This is a genomic window from Nostoc sp. (assembly GCF_036916985.1).
Lineage (GTDB): Bacteria > Cyanobacteriota > Cyanobacteriia > Cyanobacteriales > Nostocaceae > Nostoc.
In genome coordinates this window covers 1-17,621 of the sequence record NZ_JBALFD010000018.1, presented here as the reverse complement: position 1 = coordinate 17,621, position 17,621 = coordinate 1, and the positions used below count along the sequence as shown (strand labels likewise).

The window sequence follows — 17,621 nt, the reverse complement described above, 5'->3', positions numbered from 1 at the left end:
AAGAGTTACCAATGTTGACAAAATATAAGTATGGCATCTAGGGCCAACACACTTGCAATGCTGTGTGTATCTCTAAAAGCGACTTTGATAAAAAGCCTAGTTCAGTGTTGGGCAGGAACACAATGAAGAGTGCTGAGTAAAAAGACCACGCCAATTGCGGGTGGGGTATCAACCTCCTCCTGAAAAGAAAAGATTCCGCTTGACTTCGGGCGGGGCAAAAACCCAAGTGCAAAAGTACTGAGTACTTCTTAATTTACTCAGCACTCAGCACTCAGTACTCAGTAAGGAAATGTTGTGTTCCTGCTTAATTTTTTACAATCAGTATACTATGGGATTCCCTTGTACTTAGTGCTGAAACTCAGTGCGGATAGTTCACAGCTTAATTTCTTTACTGAGAATTTTAATCTGAGTACCAGGATAGTAGAATTGGAGAATTTTTGGACTTGTCCAACCTAGTTTTGCTAAATTTTGAGCGCCAGTTTGACTCAAGCCGACTCCATGTCCTAACCCACCACCAATAAAAGCATATCCCCAGAGTTCTGCCTTGCCTTTGTTTAGGGGTTCTATGTAAAAAAGCGTACTTACCGGAGCGGCAAAGGCGCTGCGAACTTCATCTTTATGCAGAACAAAGGTGCTGCGATCGGTTTTAACCGCAAGTTCAAGGATACGTCCACTCTGACTTCGCTTCACGACTGCCATAGCCTGAATGGTCTTAAATTTGGCATGGGGACTGTTTTTCACCTGCAAAAATTTCTGCAAATCCTTGATAATATCCTGTAAAGGGGTTTCCTTATGCCAACGAAACATATCCCACTTGCTTTCATTAAATCCTTGTTGCATATTGATAAATTTTTGGAAGTTCTTTTCATCTGCTAAACTCTGCTTAGATAAGTCCCAAAAATTAGTCGGAGCATCCAGTACAGGGCGGAGATAGGGACGATTGTCACCATTCCAGATATCGCTGAAGGAGGCGGTGACACCACCAGTAGTGGAAGAATACAAGGCGTCTACTAGTTCATTTTTATAAGTTAATACTTTACCCCTGGTTGAGGCGATCGCTTGGTCTGTTTTGGCAGCGGCTCCCTTCAGCCCATAATAAACTTGGCAGTGAGTATCAGCACACAACTGATAATTATCTGCGGCAAACCTGCGTAAATTTCTCAAGGCATAAGTCCGGGCGAGAATTGCTTGGGCTTCTAACGCCGCTGTTGGTGCATCCGTACCTATTTCATAAGGTACAACCCCACGCAAATAAGTTTCTAAGGGTACTTGATTAACTAGAGTGTATGTGCCATAAGCATTTGGCTGCAAATTCAATCGACCGGCATAAAGACGAGCAAACTCTTGTTTTTCGCTTTTATTCACCCTAATCAAGTTTTGCTCGGTGCTAATTTCCAAGTCATTTGGGCTATAGCGATTACCATCCACTACCCAACTGACTCGCGGCACTTGTTTTAAAACTTTAGTATCAAGATATACTTTCTCTTTGCTAGAAGCTTGAATGTTCTGCAATAACAAGCGTCGCAATAAAGGAGTGCTGTAAACATCTCGTTTCGCCCAAACCTGCCAGCGTTCTGGCTGGGCTATTTCCACTTCCATTCCCAGAGAACGCCATTTATTAGCACTGTCTTCCGCAGTTTCAAAAGTGCGGTATGTGCCCAAAACTACCACTTCTTCTACTGCTGACTGGGGCAAAGCTTCCATGACTGTTTCCAGCTTTACAGGGTTCTTAGTAAACAGGATTTGCTGCTTGTTGCCCACTTGAAATTTTAGCTTTAAGCGATCGCCTTTTATCGGTTCCAGTTGCAGCTTGGCTGTGGCTTCGGCGCCAAATCGCTGCACAATCCCAATTTTCAGTTCTATATCCTGGATATTGCTCTCAGGCCCTGATGCCGCAGTCAGTCCTAATAGACAAAATGTTGTCAGCAAAGTGTAGGGAAAACACCAAAATGAAAATTTCATGACCACCTGATAGCGTTCGCGCAGTGTCTCCAAGAGTTGCGATCGCGAGTAATCGTTCGCGTTGGCGGAGCCTCTTGTAGAGGGCATCTTCTGCCCCTTAATGTGTCGTTGGAGCTTATTTTCCAATTGCTTTGTAGCGCGGTTTTTTTGTCGCATGAATGCTCCAATGATACCATTACCAATTTTGCCCTAGATACTAGTTGCAAAACGAAGTCATAATGACTATGATTTATTTAGAGACAAAAAACAGAACTAGTTGGATAAACTCTTTATGGTTAGAGTCCAAGAAATTCCATTAAATCAGATAAAACGGCCATTGCCCCGTACAAACGATCCAAATAAAGTGCAAGCCTTAATGGAATCGATTGCGGAGATTGGGCAGCAAGAACCTATTGATGTCCTAGAAGTAGATGGACAATATTATGGCTTTTCTGGTTGCCATCGGTATGAAGCTTGCCAGCGTTTAGGCAAAGAAACCGTTTTAGCGAGAGTTCGTAAAGCACCCCGTAGCGTTTTGAAGATGCACTTGGCATAGACAATGGGGATTGGGGACTGGGGACTGGGGACTAGGAATCAAGGGCTTAATTTTCTTGCCAATTCCCAATCCCCAATTACATATAACCTAATTAGGAGAAAATTATGTCATCGAAAGTAACAGTTAAAAATGTAAATATCGGCATTGACGAGGCGAGTAGGGCTAAAATTGCTGACGGTTTATCTCATCTGTTGGCTGATACTTATACACTGTATCTGAAAACTCATAATTTTCATTGGAATGTAACGGGGCCGATGTTTCAAACGTTGCATCTGATGTTTGAGGCTCAGTATACAGAATTAGCCTTAGCAGTGGATTTAATAGCCGAGAGAATTAGAGCGCTTGGCTATCCCGCACCAGGAACCTACAGCGAATACGCCAAACTGAGTTCGATTCCAGAAACTCCTGGAGTTCCTAAAGCTGTGGAAATGATTCGCTTGCTAGTGGAAGGACAAGAAGCCGTAGTCAGAACTGCACGGTCTATTTTCCCTGTGCTAGAAGAAGTTAACGACGAACCTACCGCCGATTTATTGACTCAGCGGATGCAGGTACACGAAAAGACAGCTTGGATGTTGAGAAGTTTACTGGAAGAATAGGAATTAGGGGCTGGGGACTAGGGACTGGGTACTAGGGATTGGGTACTAACAAATAAAGACTTAATTTTTTTGCCAATCCCCAGTCCCCAGTCCCCAGTCACCAGTCCCCAATCCCCAATCCCCAATCCCCAATCCCCAATGCCCCATTCCCAAAAGTTGCAAGATTTAATGCAACAGGTAGGTATTTCTAGTTTTAAAGCGCTGAGTCGCGCTGCTGGTGTCTCAGAGCGTCAAATTTTGCGATTACGTCAGGGAAAACTAGAGCAGATGCGGGTAGATGTGCTGCTCAAGCTGTCGTCAGTGCTACAGATGTCATTAAGTGAATTAATCACAACTTTTTCAACCGTAGAGTTGTTACAAGAGAAAACAGCACCTACCCAGGAATTGTTACAAGAAATTACAGATTTAAGAAGAGAGTACGATCGCTCTCAACTTCAATTAGAACAACAGCGAGAAATATTACTACAAGAACTCCAGCAGTCGACCTTGCAACTGCTGGAGTCTTTATTATTGCAATGGCCAACAGCAGCACAGAAAGCGCAGGAGAATCCACAGCTAGCAGCAGTTAAAATAGTCCCATTGGTACAGAAACCCCTGGAAAAGCTTTTGCAAGCGTGGGGAGTGGAAGCGATCGCGCCCGTAGGAGCAGAATTACCTTATAACCCTCAACTTCACCAATTGATGGAGGGAACTGCACAACCTGGAGAAACAGTCAAAGTACGCTACACTGGCTACCTTCAAGGTCAGAAGTTGCTTTACAGAGCTAAAGTGAGTCCTGTTTGAGGTAGTTATAGATCGCGATTAATCGCGTCTCTACAGGATTTGTGTTATCTGTTGAGAAATATATAGATATTGGGAATACTAAAAACAGCAGGGGCGATCGCCTTAGAGAACTTCTGTTAGACAGATGGTGTAGATTCAAGCTTGCTTGGCGCTGTTGAAATCAAAGCTATTGGCTCTAGAGGGGTAATCCAGAGGTAAATTATTTCAATAATGTAAGTAATTGGACATAAATAAACGTAGATCCTAGTTACTATCATAAATACTCAGTAGTCAACAAAGGATTATATCTACATAATGATTATGATGTGAAACCTTGATAGTTGAGTATTTTTGCTTATAGTTTGAATTGGGCGATCGGGACTGGAAAAATTTTGTGGGTGATGCAGTTCCGTTTACCCAAGCAAAGGAACACTGCTGCTAGAATCGGTTTAACTGCGCGTAGGCGTAGCTCAAACTAGGCATTGCTCCAACTCATTGAATTTTGAATTGTTTAATGACGGCTATCATCATGAGATTTATTGGAAAATTTTACTTTTAGCAAAAATATTTAGTAAATAATCTGAAAAGCAGCAACCTCAGCTTGTAGATACAGTATATATTTACATCCATGATATGCGGGTAAGTTGGTGTTAAAAATTAACATAGTATGCCGAAAAATAAAATCAGCAAACAGCTTACAAATCTGTCGTTCCAACCGTTATACAAAACTAAATATACATGAATTTTACTATGCTGACTTACTTGTATAGTCTATTCATAACTAGTATATTCCTAGTAAAAAAGCGATATTGAATGTAAAACAATATTATTTTTAGTATTATAAAAAAGTAGATTAAAATACTTATATTTAATCTTTATCTACTGCTGATTAGTTATCAATGATTACTCAATATGTAATCTTATATTTTATTTTACAAGCATTTTTAAATGTTCTATAATGGCGAAATCAGAGAATTATTTACACAAATCAGAGTGACATAATTATGAGAGAACATGTAAAAGTTATTAAGCTAAGTGGTAATTTGAACGCCACAACTTCACAAGAATTTCGACAAAACATCACTGATATTCTAGAGAAGGGTGCGAAAATCGTGTTAGTTGATTTTAAAGACGTAACGTTTATGGATAGTTCAGGTTTGGGAGCTTTAGTATTAGCTTTTAAAACCTTGCGTGCAGCAGATACTAAACTTGTTCTCTGCTCAATTAATGAGCAAGTCAGGATATTATTTGAACTGACTAATATGGATAAAGTATTTGAAATATTCCCTAGTCAAGATGCCTTTAATCAAGTTTTAGTTTCCAATACTTAATTAATCGAACTTCATTTGCAAAATAGATAAATCATCATCAAAAGCATCTTTGGAGTTTAGAGCAATTAAATAACTCAGTACGCGATCGAGTTGGCTATCAAATGGGTCTTGTAAGCTAACTAATAGCTGAATAAAAGCATCCAAACTCCAAAGTGTGCCATCTGATTTAGTGATTTCATAAGCACCATCACTAAAAATATAAAGGGTACTAAAGTTTTCAATATTGCAAGAGGCATCAACATATTTTGCCTCTGGAAACATCCCAACTGGCATACCGGGAGTTTTCAAGAGTTTAACTTCAGATATCCTTGGAGATGTGCCGGTTACTAAAACTGCTGGTGGATGACCTGCACTAGCATAAATTAACTGGCGGTTGATTCGGTTGTAAACTCCATACCAAATCGTAAAGTATTTATCATTTTGATAATTCATTTGAAAAGTATCATTCAAAGCCTTTAATACATCACTAGGCTGATAGTAATTCAGACCTTTGAGCGCACGGGAACGCAGCAAATTCAGCACTGAAACAGAGGGAAGAGTAGCTTTCAATCCATGTCCGGCGGTATCGAGTAAGTAAATTGCCAGATAATCATCATCGAGCCAATAGTAATCGAAACAGTCACCGCCGAGTTGTCGCGAGGGAATGAACCGGAAATTTATCTTAAAGGGTTCGGTCATGGAAAAAGGTAGCAGCGATCGCACATAGTCTGCTGCTTCTGACATTTCTGATTCTAAAAGCAACTTTTGATCCTGCAAATCTCTACTCAACTGATGTAGGCGTAATCCTGCTCTTACCCGTGCTTGTAATTCATTATGCTCAATAGGTTTGGAAATAAAATCATCAGCACCAGCATCTAGACCTTTGACGCAATCAGCAACAGAATCTAAGGATGTTAATAAAATAAAGAATGTGGTGGAAAATTTTGGGTCTGTCTTAATGCGCTGACAAACTTCCAGTCCAGTCAAACCCGGCATGATCCAATCACAAATAATTAGTGCTGGACGATAAGCTAGTGCTTTTTCTATTCCTTCATCGCCGCTACTGGCAGTCACTACCTCATAACCTTGTTTTTCCAAAATCCTTTTTAGGAGTATTTTTATTGAATAGTCGTCATCAATTATTAGTATTTGAAACATATAAAATTGCAGGAAACACTCATTAATAATTTGCTGTCGAAATAGAAAATAAAAATATGCTATGAGCTAATAAGCTAGTAATATCAATATGGGAATGCTACTATAGCACTTATTGTTTGTATGCAATAGACTTTAACCTCACTTCCATTCCTCTCTCTTAAAAGCATAGAGGCTTTGAATCTTTATCCCCAACCCTAGTAAGGAGTTGGGGGTTATGTTTCTATTAAACTCAAGCCAGAAGTATTGGAAATAGTTTTTATTTACCTATAGCAATCCGATAGCGAAGCGGTAGCGAGTCAGACGCTCCTGCGTCGCTAACGCTGCGCTATCGAGGTTCAAAAATCAAATATGAGTCCTATATAGAATTTATGACTGTCAAACAGTCATAAATTCTATGGTGCTGCCAAAGGATTTAGCCATAAGAGGATGTTGCTTTTTAGCTGGTTTAAGTCGCGGTATGCTTCTTGCTTAAACCATTGTCCTAAAGCGTCAAAGGGGGTGAAAGATGTTCCAGTTTGCCATTTAATATCTTGACCTAGAGGTGTTGTGTGAGTTCCTGGTAACGTTTGTGCTGTCACCATCTCATCAAAACGTTCTTGTAAGATTTTGGTTAAGGCTGCCGATTGATCAATGTTGTCATTACTAAATTTTATTAATAAATTGCGCCGGATATTGTAACGCTCTTGGACAAGCTTGTTAGTTTCTAACGGTGAGGGAGTAAACTCGATGGCAAAAGTAGAATTAAATTGTTCTACTAGAGGGATAGCTTCTTTAGCGGCGTAGTTGTTGAAGGATATTAAAATATTGCCTGCGCGTTCTACTTTAAAGAGGCTACCAATCAACAAGTGGAGTTTACAGCCCATACTGTGTCCAACGCCGTAGATGGGGAAGTAAAGCTTACGTAATGCCCCAGAATCCTGTAAGCGTTCGAGGGTACGGTCAAAGTTTAACAGTACGGATTTGGCGATCGCAGTATGATCCAATGTATTCACGAAGGGCGTAGCAATTACAACATAACCTTTACTTGCCAGTTGTTCGAGTAACCAGCGATAAGTAATGTGCGGTGCAGTGGCGACAAATGCACCTCCTAAAAAATGAACGATACCTATGGGATTTCGGGGAATGATTACCCAGTTCCCTCTAATTTCTTTCCAGTCCATGTAGATAAGCGATCGCTTTATGAATATTCTTTATGTTAGATCGGTGATTGCAACCCTGGGAAGGATTCTGGTAAAAGCCATTGATCATGTCTGGTGAGTAGGTTGGAAACTAACCCACCTGAGTGCTTTCTGAATTTCCATTACAAAACCTAATTACGTTAGCGAGTATTCGTACCCCTACGGAGAAGCAAGCTACGTGCAGCGTCTCTTAGAGAGCCTGATTACGAATTATCTTAACGCTGAGTCTCTAATCTTTTCATTTCGTGTTGCACATCTAATGCAATTTGTAATGCTTCATTGAGTAACCTTCCATGTTCAGTAGCTTGTTCAGTTACTTGCATAGCTGTTAAAGTCGCTAAATTGTTGACGAATAGTTCTGTATTACTCAGAATAAAGTTCTTATTTTCCCTCAAAATTCTTTCTGTCTTCAAAGCGCGAACTAAATCAGCTTTGGTGAGTTTAAGCGCTTCAATCACACCTTCTCTTTCCTTTATAACCACTTCTGGATTACCAGCTTCTTCGATTTGGTCATTGATATCTATTACTCTAATAATAGTATTATATCTATTAACCTCATTTAACAGGATGTGAAGAGATTTTGTCATATTCTTTTTGACAACTTTACTTCTGCTTTTCCAGATTAAATATAAGATACTTTGTGTAAATCCGCCAACCCAAAGACCTAAGATAATTAATAATACCCAAGATGGAATTGTTATCCACGTCACAAAAATTTTAACAATTAAATCAAATAAAATATATACAAAAACAAATGTAGAAAATCCGATAAAAACTACAGTTGCCCCCTCAGAGCTTTTCAGCTTTTGTATATATATACTTGCGAATCTATTTAGAGTTTTTGTAATGATTAAAAGTTCCTCATTAACAGGTAAATTAGTCAGTTTTTGCAAATCATCTTGACTAATTTCCAAGCCCTTTAAATCATCCTGCACAGCTTTTTAACCCTTGCCAGAATAGTTATTTAGTCTAATATAGCAATCAAATTTCTAGAATGCTGGCATTTTGTCCGAACTTTTTCACGCGAGTTAATAACTGGTAGGCAATATCAAGATTTTTTGTACAATATGATACTTTTTTGCTAAGACAACTATTTATAACATAGCAATCTTGAATCATTTGTGATAAATAAGATCCCCGACTTCTTAAAGAAGTCGGGGATCTGCAAGTTGCAATTATGACAAATCAAATAGTATTACTATGTAATAGTAAGGAGGAAATTTATTTAGTGATAAATAATTATGCCTCACTTGTTACACTAATCTTTGCTTGGAAGAAGATTGTTTATGTTTGGAAATACCACGCTGAGGATTTAAAAATGGGGGGATGGGACAGTCTAACGTCATAGCGATCGCTCTGAGTAAATCTGCCTCTGAGGGAGTAACTTTATTATCTAATAGTACCGTGTGGGCACAAGCATCAACAATAGCTTGCTTGAGTTTAGGAGTAGCAAGACGGAGATCCCCCTGCCCCTTTTCCTCTTGCTGACTCAATCCACCTTCTGGAGTCGATAATTATGCAATCATTTTGCAGTAAAATTAATCGTCAAGATAGAGGAGGGCTTTGAGATGACTCGTGTCATCATTGTGCGCCACGGTCAAAGTGGTTATAATACCGAGCGGCGTATCCAAGGACGCACTGATGCGTCAACATTAACCGAAAAAGGTCGTAACGATGCCAGTAAAGTAGGCAAAGCCCTCAGCAATATCTTATTTAATGCAATTTATAGCAGTCCTTTGCAACGAGCAAAGCACACGGCAGATATTATCCATAGTGAGTTAGCTAATCATGCTGAACAATCTGCTGCAATCCAAGTTTCTAATTTACTGTTAGAAATCGACCTGCCTTTATGGGAAGCACTGCTGACTTCTGAAGTCAAGCAGAAATTTGCCGAAGACTACCGCACTTGGCATCAACGCCCAGACGAACTGCGGATGCTGCTTAATGATGCCCAAGGGACAAGAGAACATTTTCCCGTTCTTGCTTTATACGAACAAGCAAAGCAGTTTTGGCAAGAAACTTTGTCTCACCATCAAGGCGAAACTATTCTGATTGTGGGACATAACGGAATTAATCGCGCCCTGATTAGCACAGCACTAGGAATTTCTCCCAGTCGCTATCACTCAATACAGCAATCTAACTGTGGCATCACTGTATTAAACTTTGCTGGAGGGTTGGGCGAACCAGTCCAGCTAGAATCCTTAAATCAGACGCAACACACCGGGGAATCTTTACCCTCATTGCGACCAGATCATCAAGGAGTACGATTGTTGCTGGTGCGTCACGGCGAAACCGACTGGAATCGCCAAACTAGGTTTCAAGGACAAATTGATGTCCCTCTCAACGACAACGGTAGACAACAGTCGCAAAAAGCAGGCGAATTTCTCCAAGAGGTAGCAATTGATTTTGCGGTAAGTAGCACAATGTTACGCCCTAAAGAAACAGCAGAGATTATTTTAAAACAACATCCGAATGTAAAGTTAGAGTTGCAAGATGGTTTAAGAGAAATCAGTCATGGACTTTGGGAAGGAAAATTAGAAACAGAGATAGAGCAAGAGTTTCCAGGAGAGTTGCAACGTTGGCGGTTAGTACCAGCCGAAGTGCAAATGCCCGAAGGAGAAAATTTGCAACAGGTGTGGGAACGCAGTGTTGTTGCTTGGCAATCAATTGTACAAGCCGCATTAAATAATGAATTCAAAACTGTTTTAGTAGTAGCTCATGACGCTACTAACAAAACTTTGCTTTGTCATATTCTGGGCTTATCGCTGGAAAATTTCTGGAATTTTCGCCAGGGTAATGGCGCAGTCAGCGTTATTGACTATCCTTCTGGAATCGATGGTTTACCAGTCTTGCAAGCGATGAACATCACCACTCACTTGGGTGGAGGCGTACTAGATAAAACAGCGGCGGGGGCGTTGTGATTGAGTGCTGAGTGAGGAGTGCTGAGTGCTGAGTGAGGAGTGAGGAGTTAGGAGTTAGGAGTGAGGAGTTAAGTTAAAAGTGAAAATTTATGAGTTATGAATAAAGTTAAAAATGATGGGTAAGGAACAAATAACTGGTAAACCTTAACTCATAACTTGTAAGGGAACTCCAAGAAATAAATTATCCAATATTGTGGGGTGGGCGACACGAGAGCCATACAAACTGGGCAGGCAAGATGCCCACCCCACAAGAGTTAATTGAATACTTTTTTATTTGGAAGTCCCTAACTTCTAACTCCTAACTTTATTTTTAACTCTTAACTAAAAAAAATTATGATGGAACTGCTGCAAAAAGTACGGGTGATTGATCCGATTTCTGAAATCGATGAACTTTTTGATGTACTGATTACTAATGGTTATATCAAAGCAGTAGCTTCACACATTTCTGATATTAGTTCCGATACTAAAATTAGAGACTGTCAGGGATTAGTTCTTGGCCCTGGGTTGGTGGATTTGTACAGCCACTCAGGTGAACCTGGTTTTGAAGAACGGGAAACTATTTCGTCTTTTTTACAAGCTGCTGCTGCTGGGGGCTTTACCAGAGTTAGCATTTTACCCGATACATCCCCAGCTATTGATAACCCTGCACTTGTGGCACAGTTGCAGCAGAAGAGAGCAGAGGAGCGGAGGGGCAGAGGGGCAGAGGGGAATTTATCTCCCCTGCACCCCGGCTCCCCTGCTCCCCTACTTCATATCTGGGGTGCTATCACCCTAGATGTTGCTGGGAAGCAAATGACGGAATTGGCAGATTTAGCGGCGGCTGGTGTTGTTGGTTTTACAGATGGTAAGCCGTTAGAAAATTTGGCGTTGGTGCGAGGAGTGTTAGAGTATCTCCAGCCGTTGGGGAAACCAGTAGCGTTTTGGCCTAGCGATCGCCAATTAACAGCAAATGGTGTAATGAGAGAAGGCTCAAATGCTCTCCGTTTCGGTTTACCTCCAATACCCGCCAGCGCTGAAACAACTGCGATCGCAGCTTTGTTAGAATTAGTTGCAGCAATCGGTACACCAATCCATATTATGCGCGTTTCCACCGCTCGCAGCGTGGAATTAATCGCCTCAGCGAAGGCGGCTGGTTTACCAATTACCGCCAGCACCACCTGGATGCACCTTTTACTAGATACAAAAGCAGTTAAGAGTTATCACACTAGCTTGCATTTAGACCCGCCTTTAGGTAATCCTGGTGATGTGGTGGCGTTGCGTGCCGGAGTACGTACAGGTGTGATTGATGCGATCGCTATTGACCACACACCCTACAGTTACGAAGAAAAAGTCCAAGCCTTTGCCGAAGCACCAGCCGGGGCGATTGGTTTGGAGTTAGCATTACCTTTGCTGTGGCAATATCTCGTTGAAACTGAAGAATTTACAGCTTTAGAATTATGGCGGGCATTGAGTACCAGTCCAGCAGAGTGTTTAGGGCAGAAAGTAAGTGCGATTCTACCTCATCAACCAGCAGAACTTACTTTATTTAATCCCCAGCAAACCTGGAAAGTCGAACGGAAAAGTCTTTATACACTTTCACAAAATACACCTTGGTTAGGACAACAGTTAAAGGGTCATGTTGTGCAAACTTGGTGCTGAAATAATTTGTAATTCGTAATGACGCCCTAAAAGCGTAGCTTGCTTCCCTGTAAGGGTACGCGGACTCGCTTTGTGCGTCGCTAACGTAATTTGTAATTCGTAATTTTACTTTTATGACTCCAGTAGAATAGAAATAAAGCTTATAATACATTACGCTGATTAAGCAGAATTGCCCATGACCACTTCTAAACGCCAATATCACATCACTACTTTCGGTTGTCAGATGAATAAAGCTGACTCAGAGCGCATGGCTGGCGTTTTGGAAGATATGGGCTTTGAATGGTCTGAAGACCCGAATCATGCAGATGTGATTCTCTACAATACCTGCACAATTCGGGATAACGCGGAACAAAAGGTATATTCTTACCTGGGCAGACAAGCAAAGCGCAAACATGAACAGCCAGATTTAACCCTCATTGTGGCTGGTTGTGTTGCCCAGCAAGAAGGAGAAGCGCTGTTACGACGAGTGCCAGAATTAGATTTGGTAATGGGGCCACAACATGCCAACCGTCTGAAAGATTTGTTGGAGTCGGTGTTTGAAGGCAACCAAGTTGTCGCAACTGAGCCAGTTCACATTATTGAAGATATTACCCAGCCGCGACGAGATAGCAAAGTAACTGCTTGGGTAAATGTGATTTACGGCTGTAATGAACGCTGTACCTATTGCGTAGTTCCCAATGTGCGCGGTGTCGAACAATCTCGCACACCGTCAGCTATCCGGGCTGAAATGGCAGAATTGGGACGGCAAGGTTATAAAGAAATTACTCTACTCGGTCAAAATATTGATGCTTACGGCAGAGATTTACCCGGAGTGACAGCAGAAGGTAGGCATCTGAACAACTTTACAGATTTGCTTTATTACGTCCATGATGTGCCAGGGATTGAAAGGCTAAGATTTGCGACTAGTCACCCCCGTTATTTTACTGAGAGATTAATTCAGGCTTGTGCTGAATTGCCCAAGGTGTGTAAACACTTCCACATTCCCTTTCAATCTGGGGATAATGAACTTTTAAAGGCGATGGCACGGGGTTATACCCATGAGAAATATCGCCGGATTATCGATACCATTCGGCGGTATATGCCAGATGCTTCCATTAGTGCCGATGCCATTGTTGGTTTTCCTGGGGAGACAGAAGCACAGTTTGAAAATACCCTCAAACTGGTGGAAGATATTGGCTTTGATATGTTGAATACGGCAGCATATTCGCCGCGTCCAGGGACACCAGCCGCTTTCTGGGACAATCAGCTGAGTGAAGAAATAAAAAGCGATCGCCTCCAACGCCTCAATCATTTAGGAAACTTGAAAGTAGCAGAGCGATCGCAACGTTACTTTGGACGCATTGAAGAAGTTTTAGTAGAAGACCAAAATCCTAAAGATCAAACCCAGGTGATGGGACGCACTGGTGGTAATCGTTTGACCTTTTTTAGCGGCAACATCAAAGAACTCCAAGGGCAATTAGTGAAGGTAAAAATTACCGAAGTTCGCCCTTTTAGTTTGACGGGTGAACCAGTTGAAGTGAGGCAAACCGTTTTGCAGCCATAACTAGTTGTTAAGATTGGCAAATATCCCTAGTACAACACGGCGTTAATAAACCACCGATTTAAAATAGCCAGAAAGCTCACAAAATAAGCATTCTTTCTTTTTACTTTTGCCTTTTTACTTTTGCCTTCTTGTACTAGTAGTCTGTCAAATTCATTTTGACGGTTAGAGAGACGCGATAAATCGCCGTCTCTACAAGGAATTTATCGATCAATTATTTGTTGATAGACTACTAGATTTACCAGCATCAACATTAATACTCCAATTGTAAAAGGCGATCGCCTACGACGGGCTATGCTGACGCACCTTCGTTGATGAGAGAAAAACGATGTCTGATAACAAGCTGCTTCTCTACGAGATACTTTGCAGGAGTATGCATCTACGCGGATAATCAGGTCATCACCACAAGATTGAAAAATGCAATTATAGCTAGTGTTATCCTAAGAAATATTAGGAATTAACAATTACTTAGGCAAATGAGTATCACCGTTAATGTTTCTGAAGTAACTGCCAAGTTTTCTGAATTGCTGAGTCAGGTATTACTTGGTGAAGAGGTGGTGATCGCACAGAAGGGTATTCCAGTTGCACGCCTAGTTGCTCTCACAGATACAGCCTCACCTCGAATTCCCGGATTGGATAAAGGTAAAGTTATTATTGCACCAGATTTTGACGAGCCTTTACCAGAAGATATCCTAAATGATTTTGACAGTTCTAATCTAGTTTAGCGATGAGAGCTTTACTGGATACCCATGCATTTCTTTGGTGGGTAACAGATGACCCTCAGTTATCTTCCACCAGTCGCAGTATAATTGCTGATTCAGGTAATATTTTATTTCTGAGCGTGGCAAGTGTTTGGGAAATTGTCATCAAGACTAAATCGGGTAAGTTAACTTTACCTGAACCGGTAGAAGAATATATTCCCAACCGACTAGCACTGAACCGCTTCGAGAGTCTAGACATTCAAATGACACACACTCTACAGGTTGCCACTTTGCCAAACATTCACCGAGATCCGTTTGACCGGATTCTGATTGCCCAAAGTCAAGTAGAGAATTTGCCAATTGTGACCATAGACCAGAAAATTGTACAGTATTCTATCGAGACTATCTGGTAATCAAAGCTTAGAAATAGCGATCGCACCTTTGTTGATGAGAGAATAGTGATGTTGAACGACAAGCTAAAGAAGTATCTACGTATCTACTCAGGGATTTGCACAATACGAGCGATAGCAGCTTGAATTTTAGAAAAGCAAACAGAATGTTGTGGGTGATTGACAATTAATGCCGGAACTAAGACAAAAGTATCAAACAAGACTTTCATCAAGCTATTTGACCTTGAATGCGTTCTTCTCTCAACTCATCTATAAAGGCATTAACATCAAAGTTTTCTGGTAATTCTGCTTCTATAACTAAAATCCCTTCTTTTCGATAAATGTTTGGTTGGTTAAGGGGCGGTACATTAGCTATCTCAGAGTTTTGTTGAGTATGTTCTTCAGTGACTTGTTGACTCAGCGTATCAATTTTTTCTGCAATAGCTTGCAAAACAAACTGCTCAGTCGAAATTCCCTGACTACTTGCCCATTTTTCAATCTTTTGTTGGAGTTGGGGAGGAAAGTTCATAGACGTAAATACAATTAATACTCCAATTGTAAAAGGCGATGTCTACAACGTGTTATACTTAAACACCTTTGTTGATGAGAGAATAGCGATCGCAGACAAATACCTAATTTTGCCTATTTTTTGCTAATTAGTCTATTAATTCTCCTGTTTGTCGTAAGACTTGTTCATAAAGACTGCGACTCACCCAATATTGAGCAGTATTAATCATGGCATCTAGTAGGGGTTGCACTTGTGTAATTATCTTTCTATTTTTTGCTAATAAGAGAATACCTAGAGTCCCAATGGCTTGTAATCCTAAACTTTGAGCTACTTGGCGTGCTTCACGTTCATCTAACAAAATTTGCCATTCTTCAGTTTCTAGTGCTAAGGCAATTGCTTCACGTTCACCGTTATCTAATTCTGACGGTATATTGAGTGTTATTGTTGAAACTGAGACAACTTGCAGCCATCTGTCAGCAACCGCTTGCAATACAAATTCCGATCCTGGGAAACCTGCAACAGTCGTTTCATCATAGACAGCTTGAGGAATAACAATGTGCCTAAATGCAGCCTGCAAGATATCAAGGCGATTAATAGCTGCAAAATTTATCAAAGGCGTAGCGTTACAAACAACGGTCACAATTTCTAAAAACCTGCTTCAATTATCTCAATATCTTGAATTAAATCTGCTTCATTGTAATGACGCTCAATTTTGTTTTGTCCTAATAGTTTCTGAAATTCCCATGCAGATAAGTTAGCTAGGTGACGTGCTTGACTAAAGGTAAAAATATTCTGTGCGTACAGTTGTAAAGCTAATTCTTGGAGGATAGCTTCTTCACCTTGATTTAATGAATCGGGCGATATTTGCAACTTGATGGGTTGGATAAATTGGCTCATTACCAACTCGCCTTAAGTAGGGTTTACTAGTCTGATCGTAAAAGTCACAGTCAAGCGATCGCACTGGTCATACTTGCAGTATTTTTCTTAGAGTAGCACAGGACTGATTTAACAGCGATCGCTCCACTAATGCAATCATACAAGCGATCGCTAATCTATATTATTCCTGTTCTAAAATCCTTTCTATATATTTCCCTGCATACAGAATCCGCACAACTTCAATGCTTTCATCTCGCTCAAAGTAAAAAATTAGGTACTTTTTAAATCCTTTAACAGCCCATTTACGTAAACCTTGTAAACGAAGATTCTCTAGGGGATAACGGCTACCCATTCCAAGCATTCTTGCTAACTGTGCAACAGTTTCTCTTACAGAGTCAAAAAATAAAAGTGCCGTGTCGGGGTTTTCTTGGGCAATGTAAGCAAAATACTCATCAATATCTAAACTGGCTTTGGGTGTAATGACTATCCGCTTTGTCATTATTTCTCTTAATGCATCTGGTCGATCAAATGTGTGCGTTTTTGCTGCCACCATTCATCATTAACTTCTATTGCCTCTCCACTTTCAAGTCCTGCAATTAAAAGTTCTTCTATATGTTCTTGCATCTTGCGTTTTTGGTCTTGAGCGATCAATTCTTGTAGATATTCGCTAACTGAACCGTAGCCACCTTGAGCCACTTGTTCTTCAATAAAGGCTTTCATCGACTCAGGCAAGAAAATATTAATGTTACTCATAACCTTGGCAGCGAGGTTAAACTATTTTTTCCATGTTATCAAGATTGTTAGGCGTTGTCTTTGCGGAAACGTTTAGCGATCGCACCTTGGTTGATGAGAGAATAGCGATACCTTTGGCAACGTCTTCTCTACGAGACGCTGCGCGTAGCTTGCTTGCACGAAAGTGGTACGACAATCGCTCTAAACTACTAAATTGCAATCTCTATCGCCTGGACTCGCTCTTTTAATTACGAATTAATTTTTTAGCCAATCGCCACAATAGATAAAAAGGTAAAATAAATATTGCTAACAAGATTTGCACAAACTGACCGAACCGACGTTTCCAGATAGCACGGGGAGTAGACTGGCGTTGCAGGATTGCTAGATTTTTACGAATTGTCGCTGTAGTGGGATGATTAACGCCTAAAATGCGATCGCACATTGCCAAAGCATCACTGTATAGTGGTTCGGCATCGCTGTACCTACCTTGGCTTTTGTAGAGGAAAGCTAAATTGTTCAAGCTACTAGCCACATCAGGATGGTCGCCAGCAAACAGGCGCTTTCTCATTGCCAAAGCATCACTGTATAGTGGTTCGGCATCGCTGTACCTCCCTTGGCTTTTGTAGAGTAAAGCTAAATTGTTCAAGCTAGTAGCCACATTGGGATGGTCGCCAGCAAACAGGCGCTTTGTCATTACCAAAGCATCACTGTATAGTAGTTCGGCATCGCTGTACCTCCCTTGGCTTTTGTAGAGTAAAGCTAAATTGTTCAAGCTAGTAGCCACATCAGGATGGTCGCCAGCAAACAGGCGCTTT

22 protein-coding genes are annotated in these 17,621 nt (G+C 40.9%); 10 read left to right on the top strand and 12 right to left on the bottom strand.

Going from position 1 to position 17,621, the window contains the following annotated elements; genetic code table 11:
* Positions 1 to 372: 372 nt before the first annotated feature.
* Positions 373 to 1,962 carry a SpoIID/LytB domain-containing protein gene (locus tag V7L07_RS06125; protein ID WP_335056411.1) on the bottom strand — a complete coding sequence of 530 codons (1,590 nt, stop codon included), beginning with the start codon at positions 1,960 to 1,962 and terminating at the stop codon, positions 373 to 375.
* Between the two features lie 271 nt (positions 1,963 to 2,233).
* Here V7L07_RS06125 and V7L07_RS06120 point away from each other — a divergent pair, with 271 nt between their 5' ends.
* The 4 genes from V7L07_RS06120 to V7L07_RS06105 all read left to right on the top strand — a co-directional run bounded on the left by V7L07_RS06120 (position 2,234) and on the right by V7L07_RS06105 (position 5,186).
* The gene (locus tag V7L07_RS06120) at positions 2,234 to 2,497 is read left to right on the top strand and encodes a ParB N-terminal domain-containing protein (protein WP_194043156.1); all 264 of its coding nucleotides are present in this window, start codon (positions 2,234 to 2,236) and stop codon (positions 2,495 to 2,497) included.
* A gap of 104 nt (positions 2,498 to 2,601) precedes the next feature.
* Positions 2,602 to 3,093: a Dps family protein gene (locus V7L07_RS06115; RefSeq protein WP_335055971.1), complete on the top strand. Its 492-nt coding sequence runs from the start codon at positions 2,602 to 2,604 to the stop codon at positions 3,091 to 3,093.
* A 138-nt stretch (positions 3,094 to 3,231) separates the two neighbouring features.
* A complete protein-coding gene (grpE, locus tag V7L07_RS06110; protein WP_335055969.1) occupies positions 3,232 to 3,876 on the top strand; it encodes a nucleotide exchange factor GrpE in 645 nt (214 codons plus the stop codon).
* Between the two features lie 983 nt (positions 3,877 to 4,859).
* A complete protein-coding gene (locus V7L07_RS06105) occupies positions 4,860 to 5,186 on the top strand; it encodes an STAS domain-containing protein (protein WP_335055967.1) in 327 nt (108 codons plus the stop codon).
* On the opposite strand, the gene V7L07_RS06100 is transcribed toward V7L07_RS06105, so the two are convergent.
* The 4 genes from V7L07_RS06100 to V7L07_RS06085 all read right to left on the bottom strand — a co-directional run bounded on the left by V7L07_RS06100 (position 5,187) and on the right by V7L07_RS06085 (position 8,994).
* A complete protein-coding gene (locus tag V7L07_RS06100) occupies positions 5,187 to 6,323 on the bottom strand; it encodes a PP2C family protein-serine/threonine phosphatase (RefSeq protein ID WP_335055965.1) in 1,137 nt (378 codons plus the stop codon).
* Positions 6,324 to 6,715: 392 nt separating this feature from the next.
* Complete coding sequence (locus tag V7L07_RS06095; protein ID WP_335055963.1) at positions 6,716 to 7,483, bottom strand: DUF1350 family protein; 768 nt, start codon at positions 7,481 to 7,483, stop codon at positions 6,716 to 6,718.
* A gap of 233 nt (positions 7,484 to 7,716) precedes the next feature.
* A complete protein-coding gene (locus tag V7L07_RS06090) occupies positions 7,717 to 8,436 on the bottom strand; it encodes a hypothetical protein (protein ID WP_335055961.1) in 720 nt (239 codons plus the stop codon).
* Between the two features lie 318 nt (positions 8,437 to 8,754).
* Positions 8,755 to 8,994 carry a hypothetical protein gene (locus tag V7L07_RS06085; RefSeq protein ID WP_335055959.1) on the bottom strand — a complete coding sequence of 80 codons (240 nt, stop codon included), beginning with the start codon at positions 8,992 to 8,994 and terminating at the stop codon, positions 8,755 to 8,757.
* A 75-nt stretch (positions 8,995 to 9,069) separates the two neighbouring features.
* Between V7L07_RS06085 and V7L07_RS06080 the strand changes: the two genes are divergently transcribed.
* The 5 genes from V7L07_RS06080 (at position 9,070) to V7L07_RS06060 (ending at position 14,714) form a co-directional block, all read left to right on the top strand.
* Positions 9,070 to 10,422 carry a histidine phosphatase family protein gene (locus V7L07_RS06080; protein ID WP_335055957.1) on the top strand — a complete coding sequence of 451 codons (1,353 nt, stop codon included), beginning with the start codon at positions 9,070 to 9,072 and terminating at the stop codon, positions 10,420 to 10,422.
* A gap of 330 nt (positions 10,423 to 10,752) precedes the next feature.
* On the top strand, positions 10,753 to 12,060 hold the full coding sequence (locus V7L07_RS06075) for a dihydroorotase (protein WP_335056409.1): 1,308 nt from the start codon (positions 10,753 to 10,755) through the stop codon (positions 12,058 to 12,060).
* Between the two features lie 175 nt (positions 12,061 to 12,235).
* Positions 12,236 to 13,603, top strand: coding sequence for a tRNA (N6-isopentenyl adenosine(37)-C2)-methylthiotransferase MiaB (gene miaB, locus V7L07_RS06070; RefSeq protein WP_335055955.1), 1,368 nt, complete (start codon positions 12,236 to 12,238; stop codon positions 13,601 to 13,603).
* A 473-nt stretch (positions 13,604 to 14,076) separates the two neighbouring features.
* Complete coding sequence (locus V7L07_RS06065; protein ID WP_069074142.1) at positions 14,077 to 14,325, top strand: type II toxin-antitoxin system Phd/YefM family antitoxin; 249 nt, start codon at positions 14,077 to 14,079, stop codon at positions 14,323 to 14,325.
* Positions 14,326 to 14,327: 2 nt separating this feature from the next.
* Positions 14,328 to 14,714, top strand: a complete 387-nt coding sequence (locus V7L07_RS06060; RefSeq protein WP_335055953.1) for a type II toxin-antitoxin system VapC family toxin — start codon at positions 14,328 to 14,330, stop codon at positions 14,712 to 14,714.
* A gap of 83 nt (positions 14,715 to 14,797) precedes the next feature.
* Here V7L07_RS06060 and V7L07_RS06055 read toward each other — a convergent pair whose 3' ends face one another.
* The 6 genes from V7L07_RS06055 to V7L07_RS06030 all read right to left on the bottom strand — a co-directional run bounded on the left by V7L07_RS06055 (position 14,798) and on the right by V7L07_RS06030 (position 16,827).
* A complete protein-coding gene (locus V7L07_RS06055) occupies positions 14,798 to 14,920 on the bottom strand; it encodes a hypothetical protein (protein ID WP_335055951.1) in 123 nt (40 codons plus the stop codon).
* Positions 14,920 to 15,219 carry a hypothetical protein gene (locus tag V7L07_RS06050; RefSeq protein WP_335055949.1) on the bottom strand — a complete coding sequence of 100 codons (300 nt, stop codon included), beginning with the start codon at positions 15,217 to 15,219 and terminating at the stop codon, positions 14,920 to 14,922. The genes V7L07_RS06055 and V7L07_RS06050 overlap by 1 nt, the downstream gene beginning before the upstream one ends.
* Before the next feature lie 127 nt (positions 15,220 to 15,346).
* On the bottom strand, positions 15,347 to 15,838 hold the full coding sequence (locus tag V7L07_RS06045) for a DUF3368 domain-containing protein (protein WP_335055947.1): 492 nt from the start codon (positions 15,836 to 15,838) through the stop codon (positions 15,347 to 15,349).
* A gap of 5 nt (positions 15,839 to 15,843) precedes the next feature.
* On the bottom strand, positions 15,844 to 16,095 hold the full coding sequence (locus V7L07_RS06040) for a UPF0175 family protein (RefSeq protein WP_335055945.1): 252 nt from the start codon (positions 16,093 to 16,095) through the stop codon (positions 15,844 to 15,846).
* A gap of 160 nt (positions 16,096 to 16,255) precedes the next feature.
* Positions 16,256 to 16,573, bottom strand: a complete 318-nt coding sequence (locus V7L07_RS06035; RefSeq protein WP_335055943.1) for a type II toxin-antitoxin system RelE/ParE family toxin — start codon at positions 16,571 to 16,573, stop codon at positions 16,256 to 16,258.
* A gap of 8 nt (positions 16,574 to 16,581) precedes the next feature.
* Positions 16,582 to 16,827: a type II toxin-antitoxin system ParD family antitoxin gene (locus V7L07_RS06030; RefSeq protein ID WP_335055942.1), complete on the bottom strand. Its 246-nt coding sequence runs from the start codon at positions 16,825 to 16,827 to the stop codon at positions 16,582 to 16,584.
* A gap of 32 nt (positions 16,828 to 16,859) precedes the next feature.
* On the opposite strand from V7L07_RS06030, the gene V7L07_RS06025 reads away from it, so the two are divergent.
* Positions 16,860 to 17,054: a hypothetical protein gene (locus V7L07_RS06025; RefSeq protein WP_335055940.1), complete on the top strand. Its 195-nt coding sequence runs from the start codon at positions 16,860 to 16,862 to the stop codon at positions 17,052 to 17,054.
* On the opposite strand, the gene V7L07_RS06020 is transcribed toward V7L07_RS06025, so the two are convergent.
* Positions 17,051 to 17,621, bottom strand: a 571-nt coding sequence (locus V7L07_RS06020; protein WP_335055938.1) for a tetratricopeptide repeat protein, incomplete at its 5' end; no start/stop codon positions are given. The genes V7L07_RS06025 and V7L07_RS06020 overlap by 4 nt on opposite strands.